Genomic DNA, 17405 nt, shown 5'->3' with positions numbered 1-17405 from the left:
AAAACGTCTGCCAGATCGCAGCAGGACAGGCTATCATAGCAAAAGGTTAACAACGCCGGTTATACCGGCGTTGTTTTTGCAGTAGCCGACAGTTAAAAACAAGAGAACCCGTTTTGAATTATCAGTTAATCAGCGACAACAATGGCCTGGAACAGGTTTGTCAACAGGCGCGTCAGCACACACAGGTCGCGCTGGATACCGAATTTGTCCGCACTCGCACCTATTATCCGCAATTGGGTCTCATCCAGCTTTTTGACGGCGAAACCCTCTCTCTGATTGACCCCCTCACTATCAGCGCCTGGCAGCCGTTCGTGGCGCTGTTACAGGATGCGCAGGTGACCAAGTTCCTGCACGCCAGCAGTGAAGATCTTGAGGTGTTTATTAATGCGTTTGGCGTGTTGCCGCATCCGTTTATCGATACACAGATTTTGGCCGCTTTTCTCGGTAAGCCCTTGTCCTATGGATTTGCAGCTTTAGTGGCCGATTATCAAGGTGTGACGCTGGATAAAACCGAATCACGTACCGACTGGCTGGCGCGTCCGTTGACTGAGAAACAGTGTGACTATGCTGCTGCAGATGTCTTCTACCTATTACCGATGGCTGAGAAGATTGTGGCCGAAACGCGTGAAGCTGGATGGCTGGACGCAGCGTTGGATGAGTGCCGGCTACTGTGTCAGCGTAAACAGGATATTCTCACGCCGGAACTGGCCTATCGTGAATTTGGTAACGCCTGGCAACTGCGTGGCAAGCAACTGGCTTGTTTACAACTGCTTGCTCAGTGGCGGCTAAATCTGGCGCGTCAGCGCGACAGCTCGGTCAACTTTGTAGTACGGGAAGAAAATCTACTTCAGGTGGCGCGCTGTATGCCGTCCTCGTTGGGTGAGTTGAGTGCATTGGGGCTGAGCGGCCCGGAAATCCGTTATCACGGGAAAACACTGCTCGATATTGTCATCCAGGCCAATGCGCTGCCGGAATCCCAGTATCCCGCGCCGATCGTTAATTTGATCGACTACCCAGGCTATAAGCGCGTGTTTAAAGACATCAAAAATCTGGTGACACAGGTGAGTGAACGCAGTGGACTTTCTGCTGAGTTACTGGCATCACGGCGTCAGATCAACCGCTTGTTGAATTGGCATTGGAAACTGTTTGCTCAAGAAGGCACTGCGCCGGAAATGTTGAACGGCTGGCGAGCTAAACTGTTCGATGAACCGTTGCGCGATTTGTTGGCTCGCGAAGGGTAAGAGCAGAATAACCCCCACAAGGTGCGGGGGTTATTTAATTCCTTGGACTCATTTAGCGGGTTCTTCCGGTTCAGGCAGGGTGACGTTAAGCTCAAGCACGGAGATATCATCCCCTTTTTGCTCCAACTGAACCGTCACCATTTCCGGGTCGATCTGTACGTATTTACAGATCACCGCCAAAATATCCCGCTTTAACTGTGGCAAATAATGTGGCTCACTGTCACCACGGCGGCGTTCTGCAACGATAATTTGCAACCGCTCCTTGGCAATATTCGCAGTGTTTTTTTTGCGGGACAGAAAGAAGTCGAGTAATGCCATAATTTATCCCCCAAAAAGGCGTTTAAGAAAACTTTTTTTCTCTTCCTCAATGAAACGGTAGGGACGATCTTCACCCAGCAAGCGATCGACGGTGTCAGCGTAGGCTTTACCTGCGTCAGAAGCGATATCAAGGATCACCGGTTCCCCCTGGTTTGATGCGCGTAGTACGGACTGATCTTCGGGGATAACGCCAACCAGCGAAATACGAAGAATTTCCAGTACATCTTCCATGCTTAACATATCACCGCGGCTGACGCGGCCTGGATTGTAACGGGTGAGCAGCAAGTGCTCTTTAATCGCATCCTGCCCGCGTTCTGCCCGGCGTGATTTGGAGGCGAGGATACCAAGAATGCGGTCAGAGTCGCGCACTGATGACACTTCCGGGTTGGTGGTAATAATGGCTTCGTCGGCAAAATAGAGCGCCATCAGTGCACCCGTTTCAATCCCGGCCGGGGAATCACAGATGATAAAATCAAACTCCATTTCTGCCAGCGTATCCAACACTTTTTCCACGCCTTCGCGCGTCAGTGCATCCTTGTCACGGGTTTGTGACGCGGGCAGGATATAAAGGTTTTCCGTGCGCTTGTCTTTGATCAATGCCTGATTCAGCGTGGCATCGCCTTGAATCACATTGACAAAATCGTAGACTACGCGGCGCTCGCATCCCATGATGAGATCGAGGTTACGCAGCCCAATATCGAAGTCGATAACAACCGTTTTTTTACCTTTCTGGGCTAAACCGGTAGCAATGGCCGCGCTTGAAGTAGTCTTGCCAACGCCCCCTTTACCCGATGTAACAACAATAATGCGTGCCATAAATAGTTCCTTGTTAAAGGGCTTAGTCTAGAGGTTGTATGGTTAAATCGTTTGCGAGTTGGTCGAGCTTAAGACGCACGGCCTTCCCGAAATGGGCCGCTGGGATCTTGTCACTGAGCCAGTAACGCCCGGCGATGGATACCAGTTCGGCTGCAAGATGCGTACAGAAGATTTGGCTCTGTACATCACCCGAGACGCCCGCCAGCGCTCGGCCCCGCATCATGCCGTAAATATGGATATTGCCATCGGCGATAACTTCTGCACCGGCGCTGACGCTGCTCAGTACGATTAAGTCGCCCTCTCTGGCATAAATCTGCTGTCCGGAACGAACCGGCGCGGTAATCACTTTGGTTTTGGCTATTGCGGGTGAAACGGGAATAGGTTCCGGTGCCCGACGCGGTGACTTGCCTTCATTTAACAGCGGCAATCCCGCCTTGATAATGGCTTTTTTAAGTACCTCGTCCTTACATCCGCTCACACCCACCACGTGTAACCCTGTAGCAATAATAGCGTGCTGGATAGATAACCAGTCTATTTCTTCCGTCAGGGCGGCAACATTAATAACCACAGGCGCATTTTTTAAAAATGCGGGAGCCTGCTCGATCTTTTCCTGTAATGCTTTAATAATTACCTCGGGTTGCGACTCATACAAATGAACAACCGATAAGGTAAAATTGCTGCCTTTTAACTCAATTGGCGTTTGTGACATCTATCCTGACTCTGTTTCAGCCTGTTAAATCCCTGGATTTGCATGGCAACATGATATTCCAGAGTGCTGTAAGCATGTTATAGTCACAATTATATACAGGCAAGATGACATTCCCATCTAATCGAGTAAAAAAATGTTTTGTGTGATCTATCGAAGCGCTAAACGCGATCAAACCTACCTCTATGTTGATAAAAAAGACGATTTTTCCCGCGTGCCGGAAGCGCTGATGAAAAGTTTTGGCTCGCCGCAGTTGGTGATGCTATTACCGCTCGATGGCAGCAAAAAATTAGCGTCAGCCGACATTGAAAAAGTAAAGCAGGCGCTTAAGGACGAGGGTTTTTATCTGCAAATACCACCGCCTCCTGAGAATTTGTTATCCGTTCATCACAACGTCAGCAAATAATGTGACGCCGTGTTTGGGATGAAAATTCGGTTTTTTCTTAACCGTTTTTCGCCCCTAATTGCGTCGTTCAGACGTCGCGCTCGTGTCTAACCACGCTTAAAAAGTATGATCTGGCGTTGAATTCTTTACTTATATTTTTCCGCATTACCGTCTATAGGCTTGTTTTATCGGCGCAGAGACGTATAAATAAACCCCTGGCGTAAATGGATACCCACCGGTTTACCTGATGCACAGGGTATCTTAGCGTGATTTTCAACTGACAGGGCAGGAGATATCCATGTACCAACACAGAGACTGGCAGGGCGCACTGCTCGATTTCCCGGTAAATAAAGTGGTTTGCGTCGGCAGTAACTACGCGGACCACATTAAAGAAATGGGAAACTCGGTCGCCCCTGAACCCGTGCTATTTATCAAACCTGAGACCGCACTGTGCGATCTGCGCCAACCGGTGGCTATTCCGAAAAACCTGGGTTCGGTGCATCACGAAGTTGAATTGGCGGTGCTGATCGGCACGCCGCTCAAGCAGGCGAATGAAGAGCGCGTGGCGCGTGCGATTGCCGGTTACGGTGTCGCGCTGGATTTGACGCTGCGTGACATTCAGTCCGACTGCAAAAAGGCCGGTCGCCCTTGGGAAAAGGCCAAAGGGTTTGATGGCGCTTGTCCGATTTCCGGGTTTATTCCCGTCGCGGAGTTTGGCGATCCGCAGCAAACAGATTTAGGCGTAAAAGTGAATGATGACATTCGCCAACAGGGCAACACGCGCGATATGATCACGCCGATTCTGCCATTGATTGCTTATATGAGCCGCTTTTTCACGCTGCGTGCAGGTGATGTGATCCTGACCGGAACCCCAGCGGGCGTTGGCCCGATTGTGTCCGGCGATATGCTGACCATCACTATCAACGATCGCAGCCTCTCCACGCGGATTATCTGATCTTTCCCGACCCGTTCCCATTGGGAACGGGTAAAGCACTTGCTTCACTCCGCTAAATCCGTTATATACCCGTCTTACTTCAAGTTGCAGATACGCTGGCTGCGCTCACTCACCCGAATCACTTACTTGAGTCAGGTCATCGGGATTGATGAACCTCATCCCTGAGATTCTCCCTTCGGGCCACTGCTTGCCGTTTTTCTGCAACTCGAATCATTTTGGGTATACCCCTCCTGCTCGTTGCAGGTGTGGTTGGCGGGGCGTTTGTGCGTTGCCAGATAACATAAAGAATGACGAGATACTGTGCATGAGCGAACGCGATTTTTGGCAGCAAAAAACCTTGTCTGAAATGTCCGATCAAGAGTGGGAGTCCCTGTGCGACGGCTGCGGTCAGTGTTGTTTGCATAAACTCATTGATGAAGACACGGAAGAACTCTACTTCACGAATGTTGCCTGTAATCAGTTAAACATCAAAACCTGCCAATGCCGCAATTATGAGCGGCGATTTGAGTATGAGCCAGATTGCATCAAACTGACGCGGGAAAACCTGCTCTCCTTCGACTGGTTGCCTGCTACCTGCGCTTATCGATTGATTCACGAAGGCAAAGACCTGCCCGGTTGGCATCCGCTGCGAGCAGGTAACAAAGCGCTTATGCACAGTGAACGTATCTCCGTGCGCCACATCGCGGTGCGTGAATCTGAGGTCGTCGATTGGCAGGACCATATCCTGAATAAACCGGAGTGGGCGCGGTAATAGTTGAGTTGAAATATAATTTTATTATTGATTGTTTGATTGGGGCATCGGTGGGGCATTTCCCCCAAAATTCGCATTGAGTATGTCCATTTGATTGGTGTTGTTGTCTGCCGTCCATTTCGATAAACGCTTTAAACCCTCTGCGCCGAGGTGTGGCCCATACGAACAAGGCGTTCACCGTGGCAACTACTGATGCCACCAGAGTTACAGCGGTTGCATCAGGCAACACTGTCATTTGCAGTGCAACCGAGGATGGCAACAAAGTGGCTACTCACACTGTCACCGTGAGTAAGTGGTCATTACAAGGGGGTGGTCAGACTGCCCGTGATAATGACCATGGAGAAACCCCATGACACTATTACTGCGATCGGGAAAATGGTCCTCTCCCACACGTAAACAGATTACTTTTTCTGCCCCTTTCTGCCCCTCATCCCTACGCCGCGTTACTTACAGCAACATCATTCGGTTCGCCTGATTCTGTTAGTTACACAGACGGAGGTAAGGAAGTAGGTTTACTCCAAGATTTCTTTATAAACGCGGTGTTTTGGTTGCCATATGTCTGATGTGCGGCAGTGAGGATATCGGCTTTCCGTAGGTAGAGATGGAACGCGATGAAAACGGTAAAATGAGGTATGTAGCTTATATAAAGTTAGACGCGGGCGGCCCGCCATTTTCTCTCATGCACTATCAATATCGGTTAATCTGCCGGAATTGTGGATTAACACGTAATCTAGCCGTTTGACCTGTGCTGAAATGGATAGAGGAAGAGAAGGATGTCCAAAATACCAAATAGCGAGAGAGATCCTAACGTTATTGTCGGCGACATTCTGCGATTTGGCGGTGGTAACAGTGGAGGGGGGGAAGTGATTGATACCCGAGTAGTCAGGCTGGCATCTGATTCTGAAAATATTAAGTCAACGCTGAAATACATTAAAGATGATGTGCGCGAGATAAAACGAGAGGCTCGTTGTGATTTCCGTATTCTCTTTGGTGTGCTTATCGTGTTAGTTCTTGGTTTAGCTGGCATAATGTCGAAAGGCTTTGGGTGGCTCTACATTACCAATGGGGATGAGGATGAAAAGCAAAGCCGGCTATATATTTCTCATTGTGATTATTTTATTTTCCATATTTGCATACAACAAAATGACTATCTTTAGCATTCAGCCTGTTGGCGCTTTACCTGAAGGTGCCACAGTTGTTATGTGGCGAAAAGGCGACATGAGATTTTTTGAAAGCCCGGATGGCATTTGTTTGAGAAAAGTCGGTAGCGTGAGTCTGATGTGTAGGCTAATGGCTATGGGTAGCATTGGGGAGAATTCTCAGATAATCCTGAAGTTGCCATATATAGAGCAAGCTTATCTACTTTCAACCGATGGAAAGAAATTTGAAAAATAGGGGTGGCATGAAAAATTTACTAATTATTGCATTGTTGCTTGTCTCTGGACATGTCAACGCTGAATCCGAGATGGTTAAAAACCTAAGAAAGGCACCTGAGAATTTATGCATGGGACACCCAAGGTATGACGAATGTGTTGTCCTTACTAAAAAGATGATAGTTGCAATAGATAGCGCTTCAAGAGCAGCAGCACTCTGCCAGGTAAATAGATCAAACTTGACTGCGGAGCTTCGAACTCAATGTAATGAATTTCAAGAAGTTGTTGATTTTATAAAAACACTAAATTAGGACACTAATTTAACAGTAAAACACATACCCGCTTCTGCGGGTTTTTTTATGCCCGGAGAACATCATGACTGAGGACGTTGTTGGACAAACCGTCTATCAAGTAGACATGGACACTTGTTCAGCAACTTCCCGATAACGCTAGAAAGTATCTCGATATACGCCCATGACTTTGCAGGTTTTTGATACATTGCCGCGTTTTTCGGCTAGATTCAGCAAACCTGCTTTGTGTTTAATAACAGGATTGTTGGTATGCAGCATGAGAGTTACCTTTTGTGTTTTGCATAAGGATTTGACACCCATATCAAAACTGGTAACTCTCAACTTTTCAAGTCGTTGTGTCAGAACTCGTCGCGACTAATAGACTTAATATCATGAGGCGTTACCCTCAACCCCTCATGTTTCGCCTGTTTCAGACTGTGCGGTTATTTATTTAGTGTGTGTCTGGCTTCATCGAGCTCGGACTGAGCCTCTTTGAGCTTCCTCTGTTGTTTACTGATTTTATCTTTACGCCCGTTAGCCTGAGCTTCAGCCAATTCCTGGCGGCGCTTTTCAACCTTTCGCTCTTTTTCACGCAAGTTGGATTCACGCTTGGCACGCAATGCTTCGTCGGTGCAGTTAGCGTTAAGTTCAGAAAGTGCTTTTTCCAAACCGGCTATGCGATGGTCGTTGCCGTGTGTGCGGGCATAATCTATTTGCTGCTCAATGTCCTGGCGTTTGGCTTCGCATCCTGTTGCTGCTTGGGGGGTTGCTAGTACGGAAAAAATCGGCGTCATAACCAGCAGGCCTGCCAGCAGTGTTTTAGTGTGTTTCATAAAATTCTCCTGATTACGTGCTTATCCTCGACGGGCAGGGGCTAATATTACAGAAGAGTTTTTAATGATTCCTTACCGCATTTGTGAGTGCAGCGATATGTGATATTGCTAGTTCAGCACGGGGTACGACGCCATGTCCCTTAATTGCTCGTTAGGTGGAAAATTGTACAGGGTGGCGGTTTTTGGTAATAAAAAGCTCAAGGTGAGTCCAAAAAATAAACAGACTCGATGCGCGGCAAGCAGCTGCCTTGTACGTGGCGTTACGTTTGAAGAAAAAAGATACCGACAAACGGAATGTGAAATTGAGTATTAACAACAGGTCCTGGCTAACGTCGGGTTTTTTATTCTCTGAAATCACAACGCGCTCACTTGGCGGGATGCGTTCATGGCTGACATGAGCAAAATATCGGCAGAGCTACTTACCTCACCGACACTATCTACTGCCGGAATGTCTCTAGCGACGTGGGGTGCATCTATTGAGGATAAATTCACAGTGCTTGGCGATCAGATGGCAGGATTAACACTCAGGAATTCTTTTCCAGAGTAAAATTCAAATCGTAGTGTAATCATATCGAAAAAATCCGTATCTACAGGAAGATACCTTGTTAGTGTAGTGGCATTTGTGGAATTTGCTTGGTTGTTTAAGGTTAGAGAATAAATGGCAACTGTAAGGGAAATATACGCTGTAAAGGTTCGCCTAAGAACTGGCGTTACATTGAATGGATTTGTAAAACAGGGCTATAACATGGTGGGGAGCTGGGTAATCATATCAAAAACAATTGACATGAAAAATATTATCTACATCAACCCTGTCGAAATTTCTTATCTTGAACTGAGCTAGAATAAATAAAGGGTGAAACTCACAGGCAAACAGGGTTTGTTTGCTCATCAGTCAAGGTTTTTACTCGGAGACCTATGGCGGTTAATTATGTCGCGCTACTCTGCGCTGTTGCCAAGGGTATCGTAATGGGCGTTTAGGCGTTCAGGGGGAAATCGTGGAGCAGTGCGAAAGCGGTGACTTGGTGCTAAAAGAGGGGCTCCAGTGCAAAATTGACCGCATAAAACGCGAAACATCGCTAAAGCCGCTAATACCTGCACCTGATGCGTATCGGGCAATGTCCATGATTGTTAACGCTGTCTTTGGGCACCATTTTTCCCTGCCAGAAACGTAGGGCGCATGATGCTAATTACGGGCAGTAATTAGCTGTTCAGTGACTTGTCGTTGTGGTGAATGACGTATCTTTCTTATTCTAAGACCTGGCGTGCGAGCTAGGCCAGCGTCAGGATGGCGCTGTAGCATCAAGACTATTGAATCGACACGAGGAATAGTATGAAAAACGCAAAGGTATGCAGCCGGTTAGCCGTTATTCTGGCTTTAATGGCCAGTTCAGCATCATTGATGGCGGCGGAAAAAAACACAGTCAGTGAACAGGATCTTGCTCAGGCGTCTGTCATTACACTCAACGCCACGACCGTTAACGGCTTTGTGAGTATTGCCAGAGGCCGTAATTGTGTGGTTCTGGGGAAAAATGATGTTCCCACTCTGCTACCGTGTCCCGAGGCATCAAAAACTGCACCTATTACTACGACCTTCAATATCATTGAACTCAGTCATGATTGGTGCCTGGCTGATAACGGGATTGGTCCTGTAGTTAAGAGATGCGATATTAAGGATCCCGCTCAGCATTGGGACGCGCTGACCGCGGGACCAACCCACGTTAAAAATATTGAGACAAAAAGATGCCTGACGTCAGTGGGACTTGATAAACCACTTAAATTGCAAAGCTGCACGGGTTCGTTTGCGCAGTCATGGGCTCTGCCAAAGTAAGCAACTGCGTAAATTGTACATTTAGGCTCACTTCAGTGGGCCTTTACCTTTCCGGTAAATCCTACACGGCCCCCTGTTGGGCGTTAACGTTATTTACTGTCTGTTATTTTAATAAAAAAACCTGGGGCCAGTAGAGTTGGTTTTGTTGAGCGACTTATTCAGTTTTAGTAGGTTTTTTGCTGATAACGGATTTTGGTTGAGATGAACCTCCGCCTCTTTTGATAAGTCAAAAATATTTTTCGGAAGCGATTCTAACCAATTGTTTTTTAGATTTAGATACAGAATGGACGTTGGCAATTTTTTGGGTAATTTACCTATTTTGTTATCATTTAATGAGATGTATTTTATGGCGTGTGGTAAGGGTGTTGATAAATCCGTTAATGCATTGCCACTTAAATCTAAATACACTAAGGACATGGGCGTGTTGCTAACCAGACCTTCCATTCCGTTATCACTAATATCCAGTTTTGATATACAGGGTGGTAGGTTTTGTGGAAATTCTTTTAAGGCATTATTGGATAAGAACAGTTCGGAGAGCCTTCCTGGAAGGTCTGTGGGCAGCGTGGTCAATCGATTGTCATGGGCATAGAGTTTGTCGAGATTTTTGGGTAATTTTTCAGGTAACCAATGAATTTTGTTTCTGTCTACATGTAATTCCGCAATGTGCTCGGGAATAAAATCTGGTAGCGAACTGAGATTGAGTTTACTTAAGTTAAGGGAGATAGCATTTCTTTCCAGACAATCTTGCATTCTTGCTACTGCGATATCTCTTTTTTCACCTTCACCCTGTGGGGCAACTTTCTCCCATGCTGACCAAACAGCATGGTATTCTTCAGGATTACGAGGTGGCGTCATTGTTTGAGACGATATCCTTGAAGGTGTGGTGGGCATCACCGATGCTGCGTTTATCAATGCTGATGAACATGAATTGTTGTCATCTTTTATAGTGAACATATCAATTACTCATTTTAAATAAATTGTTTTTATTATGTTCTCCTATAAAGGGGATGCATTATATCAAATAATAGGCATTACGGTGTTATATGTACATGCTGCCGCCTAATTTGAATCGATGCGACTGTGCGCTAGTGCTGCCAAAGTAGCGTTAATTTATTCTGGCAAACTTGTCGGTATGCACGGACGTTAGCTACATTTTCAGTTGGTGTGATTAACGGTGAGTGAGGCCTGATGCTTTGGTTAGAACAAGGGTTATATCTACGAATTCAGGAGTTAGACAACGGCCCCAGACCGTTACCACTGCAAAGCGGATTTTCGGTGGGCACAGCGTATCGCGTGCTGGGATGCTTTAATCCTTCTGAAACCTCAGATGCTTATTACATATTGGCAAACGATCGCGATGAGATATGGTTTATTTGCAACCGGCATGTGCGCGTGGTGACATTGGACGCATCGCATAAAGCGTTCAGATATTCGCTGGACCTCTCGCTTCACCACTGAGGTCGCGCACAGCCTACGAGGCCTTAGACGTGTATGAAGCCAGATGGCGCAGGCCATCTGGCAACAACAGGATTAGCGGCTAAACAGATCGCGACGTTTTGGCTTGAACGGCTGGGCAATCAGCACCAGTACGCCCATCACCAGAAACGCACCGAAAATCACCAGCATCCACTGTGGCATAACCAGTGACAGGAACTGCCATTGGCGCTCGGCACAGTCACCGTAAGCAACGAACACGGAGGGCAGCCATTTGTCCAGCGGCAGCCATGACGGGAAGTTGACAAAGAAGTCACACACGGCAAACGGTGAAGGATGCAGCATGACATTGGTGTGCTCCCAGGCGAGCTTTAATCCTTCGACTGCACTGTAGATCCACAGGAAAATGGCTGGATAGCGCAGCAGCGTCGCGGGTGCGATAGCCCCCAGCAACCCGGCACCCATCACGCCGAACAGTGCGCTGCGCTGGTAGATACACAGCACACAAGGTTTGAGCAACATGACATGCTGAAAATAAAGCGCGACCAATTCAAAGGCAAACGCCGTCAAAGCCATTAACAGCCAGGCACCGCGCCCACGTGAGCAGCGGTTAAGAAATCGCAACATAACGAATATTCCATGCTAAAAAAAATGATCGATTTGGCGGCAAAGACGGTACAGGCAATGACGCCATCATTTCACTGAGCAAAACGTAACAATCTATTTATTTGATAATCTTTATATATCATTTTTGCGACTGCCATCCTTTGACGCATCGCACGCTACGGTTAAGCGTTGTAACGCGTTCACTATACACGATAGTTGTGCGTAGCGATGCGTCTGTGTTTACAGTTTTGGTAGCGCTATCCACTGCCATTCAGTAAACAGTTCGGTTGCAGGCACTAACGCGAATGCGACGCACAGCCAGCCTACCAGCGTCATGACTATCGTATAGGGCAGTGCCATGATCACCATTCTGCCATAAGAAAGTCGAATGAGCGGGGCCAGGGCCGAGGTCAGCAAAAAGAGAAAGGCGGCCTGTCCGTTGGGTGTCGCGACTGAAGGCAGGTTAGTACCGGTGTTGATCGCTACGGCTAACAGTTCAAACTGTTCCTGTGAGATGCGGCCTTGTTCAAAGGCCTGATGCGCCTCGTTGATATAAATAGAGCCGACGAACACATTGTCAGAAATAGAAGAGAGCAGGCCATTAAACAGGTAAAACAGCGTAAGCTGGTTTTGCTCCGAGCCTTGAAGCACAAACTGAATCAGCGGTGTGAACAGTTGCTGGTCAATAATCACCGCAACAATGGCAAAGAACACGGTAAGTAATGCCGTAAAAGGCATCGCATCCTGAAAGGCTTTGCCGATGGCGTGTTCTTCTGTGATGCCGCAAAACGAGGTAACCAGAATAATAACGCTCAGTCCGATTAAACCGACTTCTGCCAGGTGAAATGCCAGGGCTGCAATCAACCAGATGCCAATAACGCCCTGAATCCACAGAATAGTACGCTCTTGCGGTGCCCGTTCGGCGCTGGTCTTACGCTCGTAATCTTCCAGCACCTGACGCACGGTATCCGGCAGTGCGACGCCATAGCCGCAAATTTTTACACGCTCTACCAGAATGCAGGTCGCGATCCCGCACAGGAATACCGGAACGGTGACTGCAGACATACGCAAGAAAAAGCTGGCGAAATCCCAGCCGGCGGTTTTGGCAATAATCAGGTTTTGTGGCTCACCGACCATGGTCATCACGCCGCCGAGAGCTGTACCCACGCCCGCGTGCATCAATAAACTGCGTAGAAAGGCGCGAAATTGTTCCAACGTTTGCGCCTGCTCGTCGGTGATCGACTGGGATTGTTGATCCAGACCGTTGATGTACCGGTGGTAAATATCATAAAACCCGGTGGCAACGCCAATCACCACCGCGATGACGGTCAAGGCATCCAGGAACGCCGACAAAAATGCGGCCGCCAGGCAGAACGCGAGTGAAAGCAGCGTCTTGGAACGGATGCGCAGCAACAGTCGCGTGAACACGAACAGCAACAGCGGCTTCATAAAGTAGATGCCCTCAACCATAAATATCAGCAGTGTGATGACGGGAATATTGCGAGAAACCTCATGCCAGATCTGCTCTGGACTTGTCATGCCGATAAACACCGCTTGCAGCGCCAGTAGTCCACCGGGCTGGAGCGGGTAGCATTTCAGGGCCATGCCCAGCGTAAAAATAAACTCGGCGACCAGTAACCAGCCCGCTAAAAAAGGACTGACCCAAAAAAACACCAAGGGATTGAGGATGAGGAAACCCAGCAGGGTTAATTTATACCAACCGGGGCATTGCCCCAGAAAATTAGTTTGCAGTGCGCGTCTTATCGACATGTCCGTCATTATGTTTACGGTTCCCTTATTGTCTAACAGTGTGAAATCTGAGTTACCGTTCACTGACGGTAAACGACCGGGTCAATACTAAGCCCAATGCAATGACTTTTAAATAAATCAGCGGGTGAAGTGTCACAGTTTCTGTCGGAATTCTGCTTTTGTCTCCCTGCCACGCTATGTCATAGCTGACTGCTCTGGTATGATGAGTCCGCTTTTATATCGCAATGGAACATCACACACATGGTTATCAAGGCGCAAAGTCCTGCTGGATTCGCGGAAGAATATATTATCGAAAGTATTTGGAATAATCGTTTTCCTCCCGGTTCAATCTTACCTGCGGAACGTGAATTATCGGAACTGATCGGGGTAACCCGTACCACGTTGCGCGAGGTGCTACAGCGCCTGGCCCGTGATGGCTGGCTGACGATTCAGCATGGTAAACCCACGAAAATCAACAATTTTTGGGAAACATCCGGGCTGAACATCCTGGAAACACTGGCGCGACTCGATCACGACAGTGTCCCGCAACTGATTGATAATTTGCTGGCTGTGCGCACCAACATTGCCGCGATTTTTATTCGTACTGCGCTGCGTCAACATCCTGATAAGAGCCAGGAAGTATTAATACAGTGGGCCAGTGTCGAAGACAACGCCGATGCATTTACACAACTGGATTATGCAATTTTCCGTGGATTGGCGTTTGTTTCCGGTAATCCGATTTATGGATTGATTCTTAACGGGCTGAAAGGGCTGTATATGCGGGTTGGGCGTTATTACTTCTCTAACCCGGATGCGCGTAAGCTGGCTATTGATTTTTATGCTCGACTGGAAACCATCGCGAAAGAAGGTCAACACGAGCGTGTGATGGATGCGGTGCGTACCTACGGTAAAGAGAGTGGCGCTATCTGGCACAGCATGCAAAACCAGATCCCGCGCGATATTGCTGAGGTTCGTCGCTAATTAATGCCACCACGTGTCGCGCCCTGTGTGAGCGCGGCACGTGAGACATTTGCCTCAGTTAACCCCAGGGTTACGCGCAGGACAGCGTTCAACCAATTCTACGCTGCCGTCTGCATTCTGCTGTTCCAGATAAACATCAAATCCCCACAGACGATGTACATGTTTCATCACATCGTGGCTGCTCTTGTCGAGCGGTGCGCGGTGGTGAGGAACATAGCGCAGCGTCAGCGAGCGGTTACCGCGCAGATCCACATTCCACACCTGAATATTGGGCTCCTGATTGCTGAGATTGTACTGCGCGGACAGCTCTTGACTGATCATCCGGTAGCCTTCCTCATCATGGATGGCGGCAATCTCCAGGTAATTATTGTGGTCGTCATCCAGCACGGTAAACAGCCGGAAATCGCGCATCACCTTGGGTGATAAAAACTGGCTGATAAAGCTTTCATCTTTAAAGTTCTGCATGGCGAAATGCAGGGTTTCCAACCAGTCCTTGCCCGCAATATCAGGGAACCAATAGCGGTCCTCTTCTGTCGGCGTTTGGCAAATCCGCTTGATATCCTGAAACATGGCGAACCCGAGTGCATAAGGATTGATGCCATTGTAATAGGGGCTGTTGTACGGAGGCTGATAGACCACATTGGTGTGACTGTGCAGGAACTCCATCATAAACCGCTCGGTCACTTTCCCTTCATCGTAGAGATGATTGAGAATGGTGTAGTGCCAAAACGTCGCCCAGCCCTCATTCATGACCTGAGTCTGTTTTTGTGGGTAAAAATACTGGCTGACCTTACGTACAATGCGCAGCACTTCGCGCTGCCAGGGCTCCAGTAACGGTGCATTCTTCTCCATAAAATAGAGAATATTCTCTTGCGGCTCGCGCGGGAAACGACGCGTCGATTCGAGCGAAATTTCGGGATCGCGCCGTGGCAGAGTGCGCCACAGTTCATTGACCTGACTTTGCAAATAGGCTTCACGGCTTTTCTGACGCAGTTTTTCCTCTTCCAGCGAAATCTTTTGCGGGCGTTTGTAGCGATCGACGCCGTAATTCATCAGCGCATGGCAGGAATCAAGCAATTGCTCGACCTCTTCAACGCCATAGCGCTCTTCGCATTGGGCGATATATTGCCGGGCAAAAATCAGGTAGTCGACGATGGAGCCGGCATCGGTCCAACTGCGAAATAAATAGTTATCTTTAAAAAAGGAGTTGTGGCCATAACAGGCGTGCGCCATCACTAAGGCTTGCATGGTGATGGTGTTTTCTTCCATCAAATACGCGATACAAGGATCGGAGTTGATCACGATCTCATAGGCCAGCCCTTGCTGACCGTGTTTATAGCGCTGTTCGGTTTCGATAAACCGCTTACCAAACGACCAATGGGAATAGTTGATGGGCATGCCGATGCTCGAATAGGCATCCATCATTTGCTCAGAAGTGATGACCTCGATTTGATGCGGGTAGGTTTCCAGGCGATAGTGCTTCGCCACCCGATCAATCTCCTCAAGGTAGGTTTGCAGCAAATCGAACGTCCAGTCTGGTCCATCATTCAAACGTGTTTCAGCTTGCGGTACTCGAGTCTTTGTTTTTGTCACCATCAGCGCGCCCCCCACAGTGCCCTCTACACGCTTTCGTGCAGACTCTATTAATCGTAGCTCACTCTGATAAAAGTGCCGTGAAAACCGGTGTTTGGCAGAAAAGATTGCGGCGTAAACAGCAGCATAAAACGGGACTTCACTCGCGGAATAATAGATAAATAGTATGTTAGCCAAGCGTGACAACGGTAAATCCCATGTTACATTAGCTTTTTATTTTGGGTAGTGGCGATTCAGGCAGCATATTGCGCCGCAAACGGCGAGTTATCACGGAGATAAGTCAACATGCGGGTTGTAATCTTAGGCAGTGGCGTTATTGGCGTCAGCACGGCGTGGTATTTGTGTCAGGCAGGACATGACGTAACGGTGGTTGACCGACAGCCTGCACCGGCGCTGGAAACCAGTGCGGGCAACGCTGGGCAAATTTCCCCCGGTTATTCCGCGCCTTGGGCAGCGCCTGGCATCCCTTTGAAAGCCATAAAATGGTTATTTCAGCGCCATGCTCCGTTAGCTATCCGGCCCGATTGTTCCAGTGACCAGTTACGTTGGATGTGGCAGATGCTGATGAACTGCGATTCCGCGCATTATCAGGTCAACAAAGCGCGCATGGTGCGCCTGGCAGAATACAGCCGTGACTGTTTGCAGGCACTGCGCGCGTGCACGGCGATTCAGTACGAAGGCCGCCAAGGCGGGACGCTGCAACTGTTTCGCAGCGAGCAGCAGTATGACAATGCCAGCCGGGATATTGCCGTGCTGCGCGATGCGGGTGTTCCATACCAGTTGCTGACCTCTCAGGAGCTGGCGACGGTGGAGCCTGCTCTTGCTTCGGTGGCGCATAAACTCAGCGGTGGGCTGCGTTTGCCCCATGATGAAACTGGCGACTGCCAACTGTTTACTCAGCGTCTGGCTGAAATGGCGCAGGCGGCTGGTGTGGTTTTTCGTTTTGACGAATCTGTCGAACAGTTGCAGGTGGCTGGCGATCGCGTCACTGAGGTGCGGTGTAATGGACAACGCGTAACCGCTGATGCCTATGTGGTGGCCTGCGGTTCCTATTCGACGGCGCTGGTACGCCAGTGGATGCACCTGCCGGTCTATCCCCTGAAAGGCTATTCACTCACGCTGCCGCTTGCCAACGAAGCCGCAGCACCGGTTTCAACGGTACTCGATGAGACGTACAAAGTGGCTGTGACGCGCTTCGATCGCCGTATTCGTGTCGGGGGCATGGCAGAAATCGTTGGTTTTGACACAGCCCTTAACCCTAAACGCCGTGAAACGTTGGAAATGGTGGTGCGCGATCTTTACCCTGACGCTGGGCCGGTAGAGCAGGCAACGTTCTGGACCGGGCTGCGCCCAATGACCCCAGACGGCACGCCATTGGTAGGCCGTTCGCCGCTATCCAATCTTTATCTTAATACCGGACACGGTACCTTAGGCTGGACGATGGCATGCGGTTCGGGGCAACTGCTGGCGGATATCATTTCTGGCAAGACGCCTGACATTGCCCATGACGATTTGTCGATCTTTCGTTACGCCAGCGTTTAAATCA

Annotated in this window: 18 protein-coding genes and 1 pseudogene; 10 read left to right on the top strand and 9 right to left on the bottom strand. The window is 48.8% G+C overall.

The window, feature by feature from the left end; translation table 11 throughout:
• Nucleotides 1–113: 113 nt before the first annotated feature.
• Nucleotides 114–1241 (top strand): ribonuclease D, encoded by a 1128-nt coding sequence (rnd, locus tag K6K13_RS10600; protein WP_222160746.1) that lies wholly within the window; start codon nucleotides 114–116, stop codon nucleotides 1239–1241.
• Between the two features lie 48 nt (nucleotides 1242–1289).
• On the opposite strand, the gene minE is transcribed toward rnd, so the two are convergent.
• Genes minE through minC form a run of 3 tightly spaced genes read right to left on the bottom strand, consistent with a single transcriptional unit; the run spans nucleotide 1290 to nucleotide 3084 of the window.
• Entirely contained in the window at nucleotides 1290–1559 is a 270-nt protein-coding gene (minE, locus tag K6K13_RS10595; protein ID WP_222160745.1) for a cell division topological specificity factor MinE, read from the bottom strand.
• 3 nt (nucleotides 1560–1562) lie between these two features.
• The gene (minD, locus tag K6K13_RS10590) at nucleotides 1563–2375 is read right to left on the bottom strand and encodes a septum site-determining protein MinD (protein WP_195313355.1); all 813 of its coding nucleotides are present in this window, start codon (nucleotides 2373–2375) and stop codon (nucleotides 1563–1565) included.
• A 22-nt stretch (nucleotides 2376–2397) separates the two neighbouring features.
• Entirely contained in the window at nucleotides 2398–3084 is a 687-nt protein-coding gene (gene minC, locus K6K13_RS10585) for a septum site-determining protein MinC (protein WP_222160744.1), read from the bottom strand.
• A gap of 133 nt (nucleotides 3085–3217) precedes the next feature.
• On the opposite strand from minC, the gene K6K13_RS10580 reads away from it, so the two are divergent.
• From K6K13_RS10580 to K6K13_RS10560, 5 genes are all read left to right on the top strand, one after another.
• Complete coding sequence (locus K6K13_RS10580; protein ID WP_222160743.1) at nucleotides 3218–3487, top strand: YcgL domain-containing protein; 270 nt, start codon at nucleotides 3218–3220, stop codon at nucleotides 3485–3487.
• 277 nt (nucleotides 3488–3764) lie between these two features.
• Complete coding sequence (locus tag K6K13_RS10575) at nucleotides 3765–4421, top strand: fumarylacetoacetate hydrolase family protein (protein WP_222160742.1); 657 nt, start codon at nucleotides 3765–3767, stop codon at nucleotides 4419–4421.
• A gap of 304 nt (nucleotides 4422–4725) precedes the next feature.
• Entirely contained in the window at nucleotides 4726–5172 is a 447-nt protein-coding gene (ycgN, locus tag K6K13_RS10570) for a cysteine cluster protein YcgN (protein ID WP_222160741.1), read from the top strand.
• A 773-nt stretch (nucleotides 5173–5945) separates the two neighbouring features.
• On the top strand, nucleotides 5946–6329 hold the full coding sequence (locus K6K13_RS10565) for a hypothetical protein (protein ID WP_222160740.1): 384 nt from the start codon (nucleotides 5946–5948) through the stop codon (nucleotides 6327–6329).
• Between the two features lie 245 nt (nucleotides 6330–6574).
• Nucleotides 6575–6856 (top strand): hypothetical protein, encoded by a 282-nt coding sequence (locus tag K6K13_RS10560; protein ID WP_222160739.1) that lies wholly within the window; start codon nucleotides 6575–6577, stop codon nucleotides 6854–6856.
• 141 nt (nucleotides 6857–6997) lie between these two features.
• Here K6K13_RS10560 and K6K13_RS10555 read toward each other — a convergent pair.
• Together K6K13_RS10555 and K6K13_RS10550 are read right to left on the bottom strand one after the other, a co-directional pair.
• Nucleotides 6998–7114: pseudogene (locus K6K13_RS10555) on the bottom strand (helix-turn-helix domain-containing protein); the annotation flags it as partial.
• Nucleotides 7115–7278: 164 nt separating this feature from the next.
• Nucleotides 7279–7668, bottom strand: coding sequence for a DUF1090 domain-containing protein (locus K6K13_RS10550; protein WP_222160738.1), 390 nt, complete (start codon nucleotides 7666–7668; stop codon nucleotides 7279–7281).
• A 1330-nt stretch (nucleotides 7669–8998) separates the two neighbouring features.
• Between K6K13_RS10550 and K6K13_RS10545 the strand changes: the two genes are divergently transcribed.
• Nucleotides 8999–9496, top strand: coding sequence for a ricin-type beta-trefoil lectin domain protein (locus K6K13_RS10545; protein ID WP_222160737.1), 498 nt, complete (start codon nucleotides 8999–9001; stop codon nucleotides 9494–9496).
• A gap of 108 nt (nucleotides 9497–9604) precedes the next feature.
• On the opposite strand, the gene K6K13_RS10540 is transcribed toward K6K13_RS10545, so the two are convergent.
• On the bottom strand, nucleotides 9605–10450 hold the full coding sequence (locus K6K13_RS10540) for a leucine-rich repeat domain-containing protein (protein WP_222160736.1): 846 nt from the start codon (nucleotides 10448–10450) through the stop codon (nucleotides 9605–9607).
• A 234-nt stretch (nucleotides 10451–10684) separates the two neighbouring features.
• Here K6K13_RS10540 and K6K13_RS23195 point away from each other — a divergent pair, with 234 nt between their 5' ends.
• Nucleotides 10685–10954 carry a hypothetical protein gene (locus K6K13_RS23195; protein ID WP_252120472.1) on the top strand — a complete coding sequence of 90 codons (270 nt, stop codon included), beginning with the start codon at nucleotides 10685–10687 and terminating at the stop codon, nucleotides 10952–10954.
• A 72-nt stretch (nucleotides 10955–11026) separates the two neighbouring features.
• On the opposite strand, the gene dsbB is transcribed toward K6K13_RS23195, so the two are convergent.
• Both dsbB and nhaB read right to left on the bottom strand, forming a co-directional pair.
• Nucleotides 11027–11557, bottom strand: a complete 531-nt coding sequence (dsbB, locus tag K6K13_RS10535) for a disulfide bond formation protein DsbB (RefSeq protein ID WP_222160735.1) — start codon at nucleotides 11555–11557, stop codon at nucleotides 11027–11029.
• Between the two features lie 219 nt (nucleotides 11558–11776).
• Nucleotides 11777–13315 carry a sodium/proton antiporter NhaB gene (nhaB, locus tag K6K13_RS10530; RefSeq protein ID WP_222160734.1) on the bottom strand — a complete coding sequence of 513 codons (1539 nt, stop codon included), beginning with the start codon at nucleotides 13313–13315 and terminating at the stop codon, nucleotides 11777–11779.
• Nucleotides 13316–13546: 231 nt separating this feature from the next.
• On the opposite strand from nhaB, the gene fadR reads away from it, so the two are divergent.
• Nucleotides 13547–14266, top strand: coding sequence for a fatty acid metabolism transcriptional regulator FadR (fadR, locus tag K6K13_RS10525; protein ID WP_222160733.1), 720 nt, complete (start codon nucleotides 13547–13549; stop codon nucleotides 14264–14266).
• 54 nt (nucleotides 14267–14320) lie between these two features.
• Here fadR and K6K13_RS10520 read toward each other — a convergent pair whose 3' ends face one another.
• A complete protein-coding gene (locus tag K6K13_RS10520) occupies nucleotides 14321–15862 on the bottom strand; it encodes a SpoVR family protein (protein WP_222160732.1) in 1542 nt (513 codons plus the stop codon).
• Nucleotides 15863–16144: 282 nt separating this feature from the next.
• Here K6K13_RS10520 and K6K13_RS10515 point away from each other — a divergent pair, with 282 nt between their 5' ends.
• Complete coding sequence (locus K6K13_RS10515) at nucleotides 16145–17401, top strand: D-amino acid dehydrogenase (protein WP_222160731.1); 1257 nt, start codon at nucleotides 16145–16147, stop codon at nucleotides 17399–17401.
• Nucleotides 17402–17405 lie beyond the last annotated feature (4 nt).

The sequence above is a fragment of the Symbiopectobacterium purcellii genome, assembly GCF_019797845.1.
In the GTDB taxonomy this organism is placed as follows: domain Bacteria; phylum Pseudomonadota; class Gammaproteobacteria; order Enterobacterales; family Enterobacteriaceae; genus Symbiopectobacterium; species Symbiopectobacterium purcellii.
Note: the sequence above shows the minus strand (reverse complement) of the source record. Positions and strands in the feature narration are given on the sequence as shown.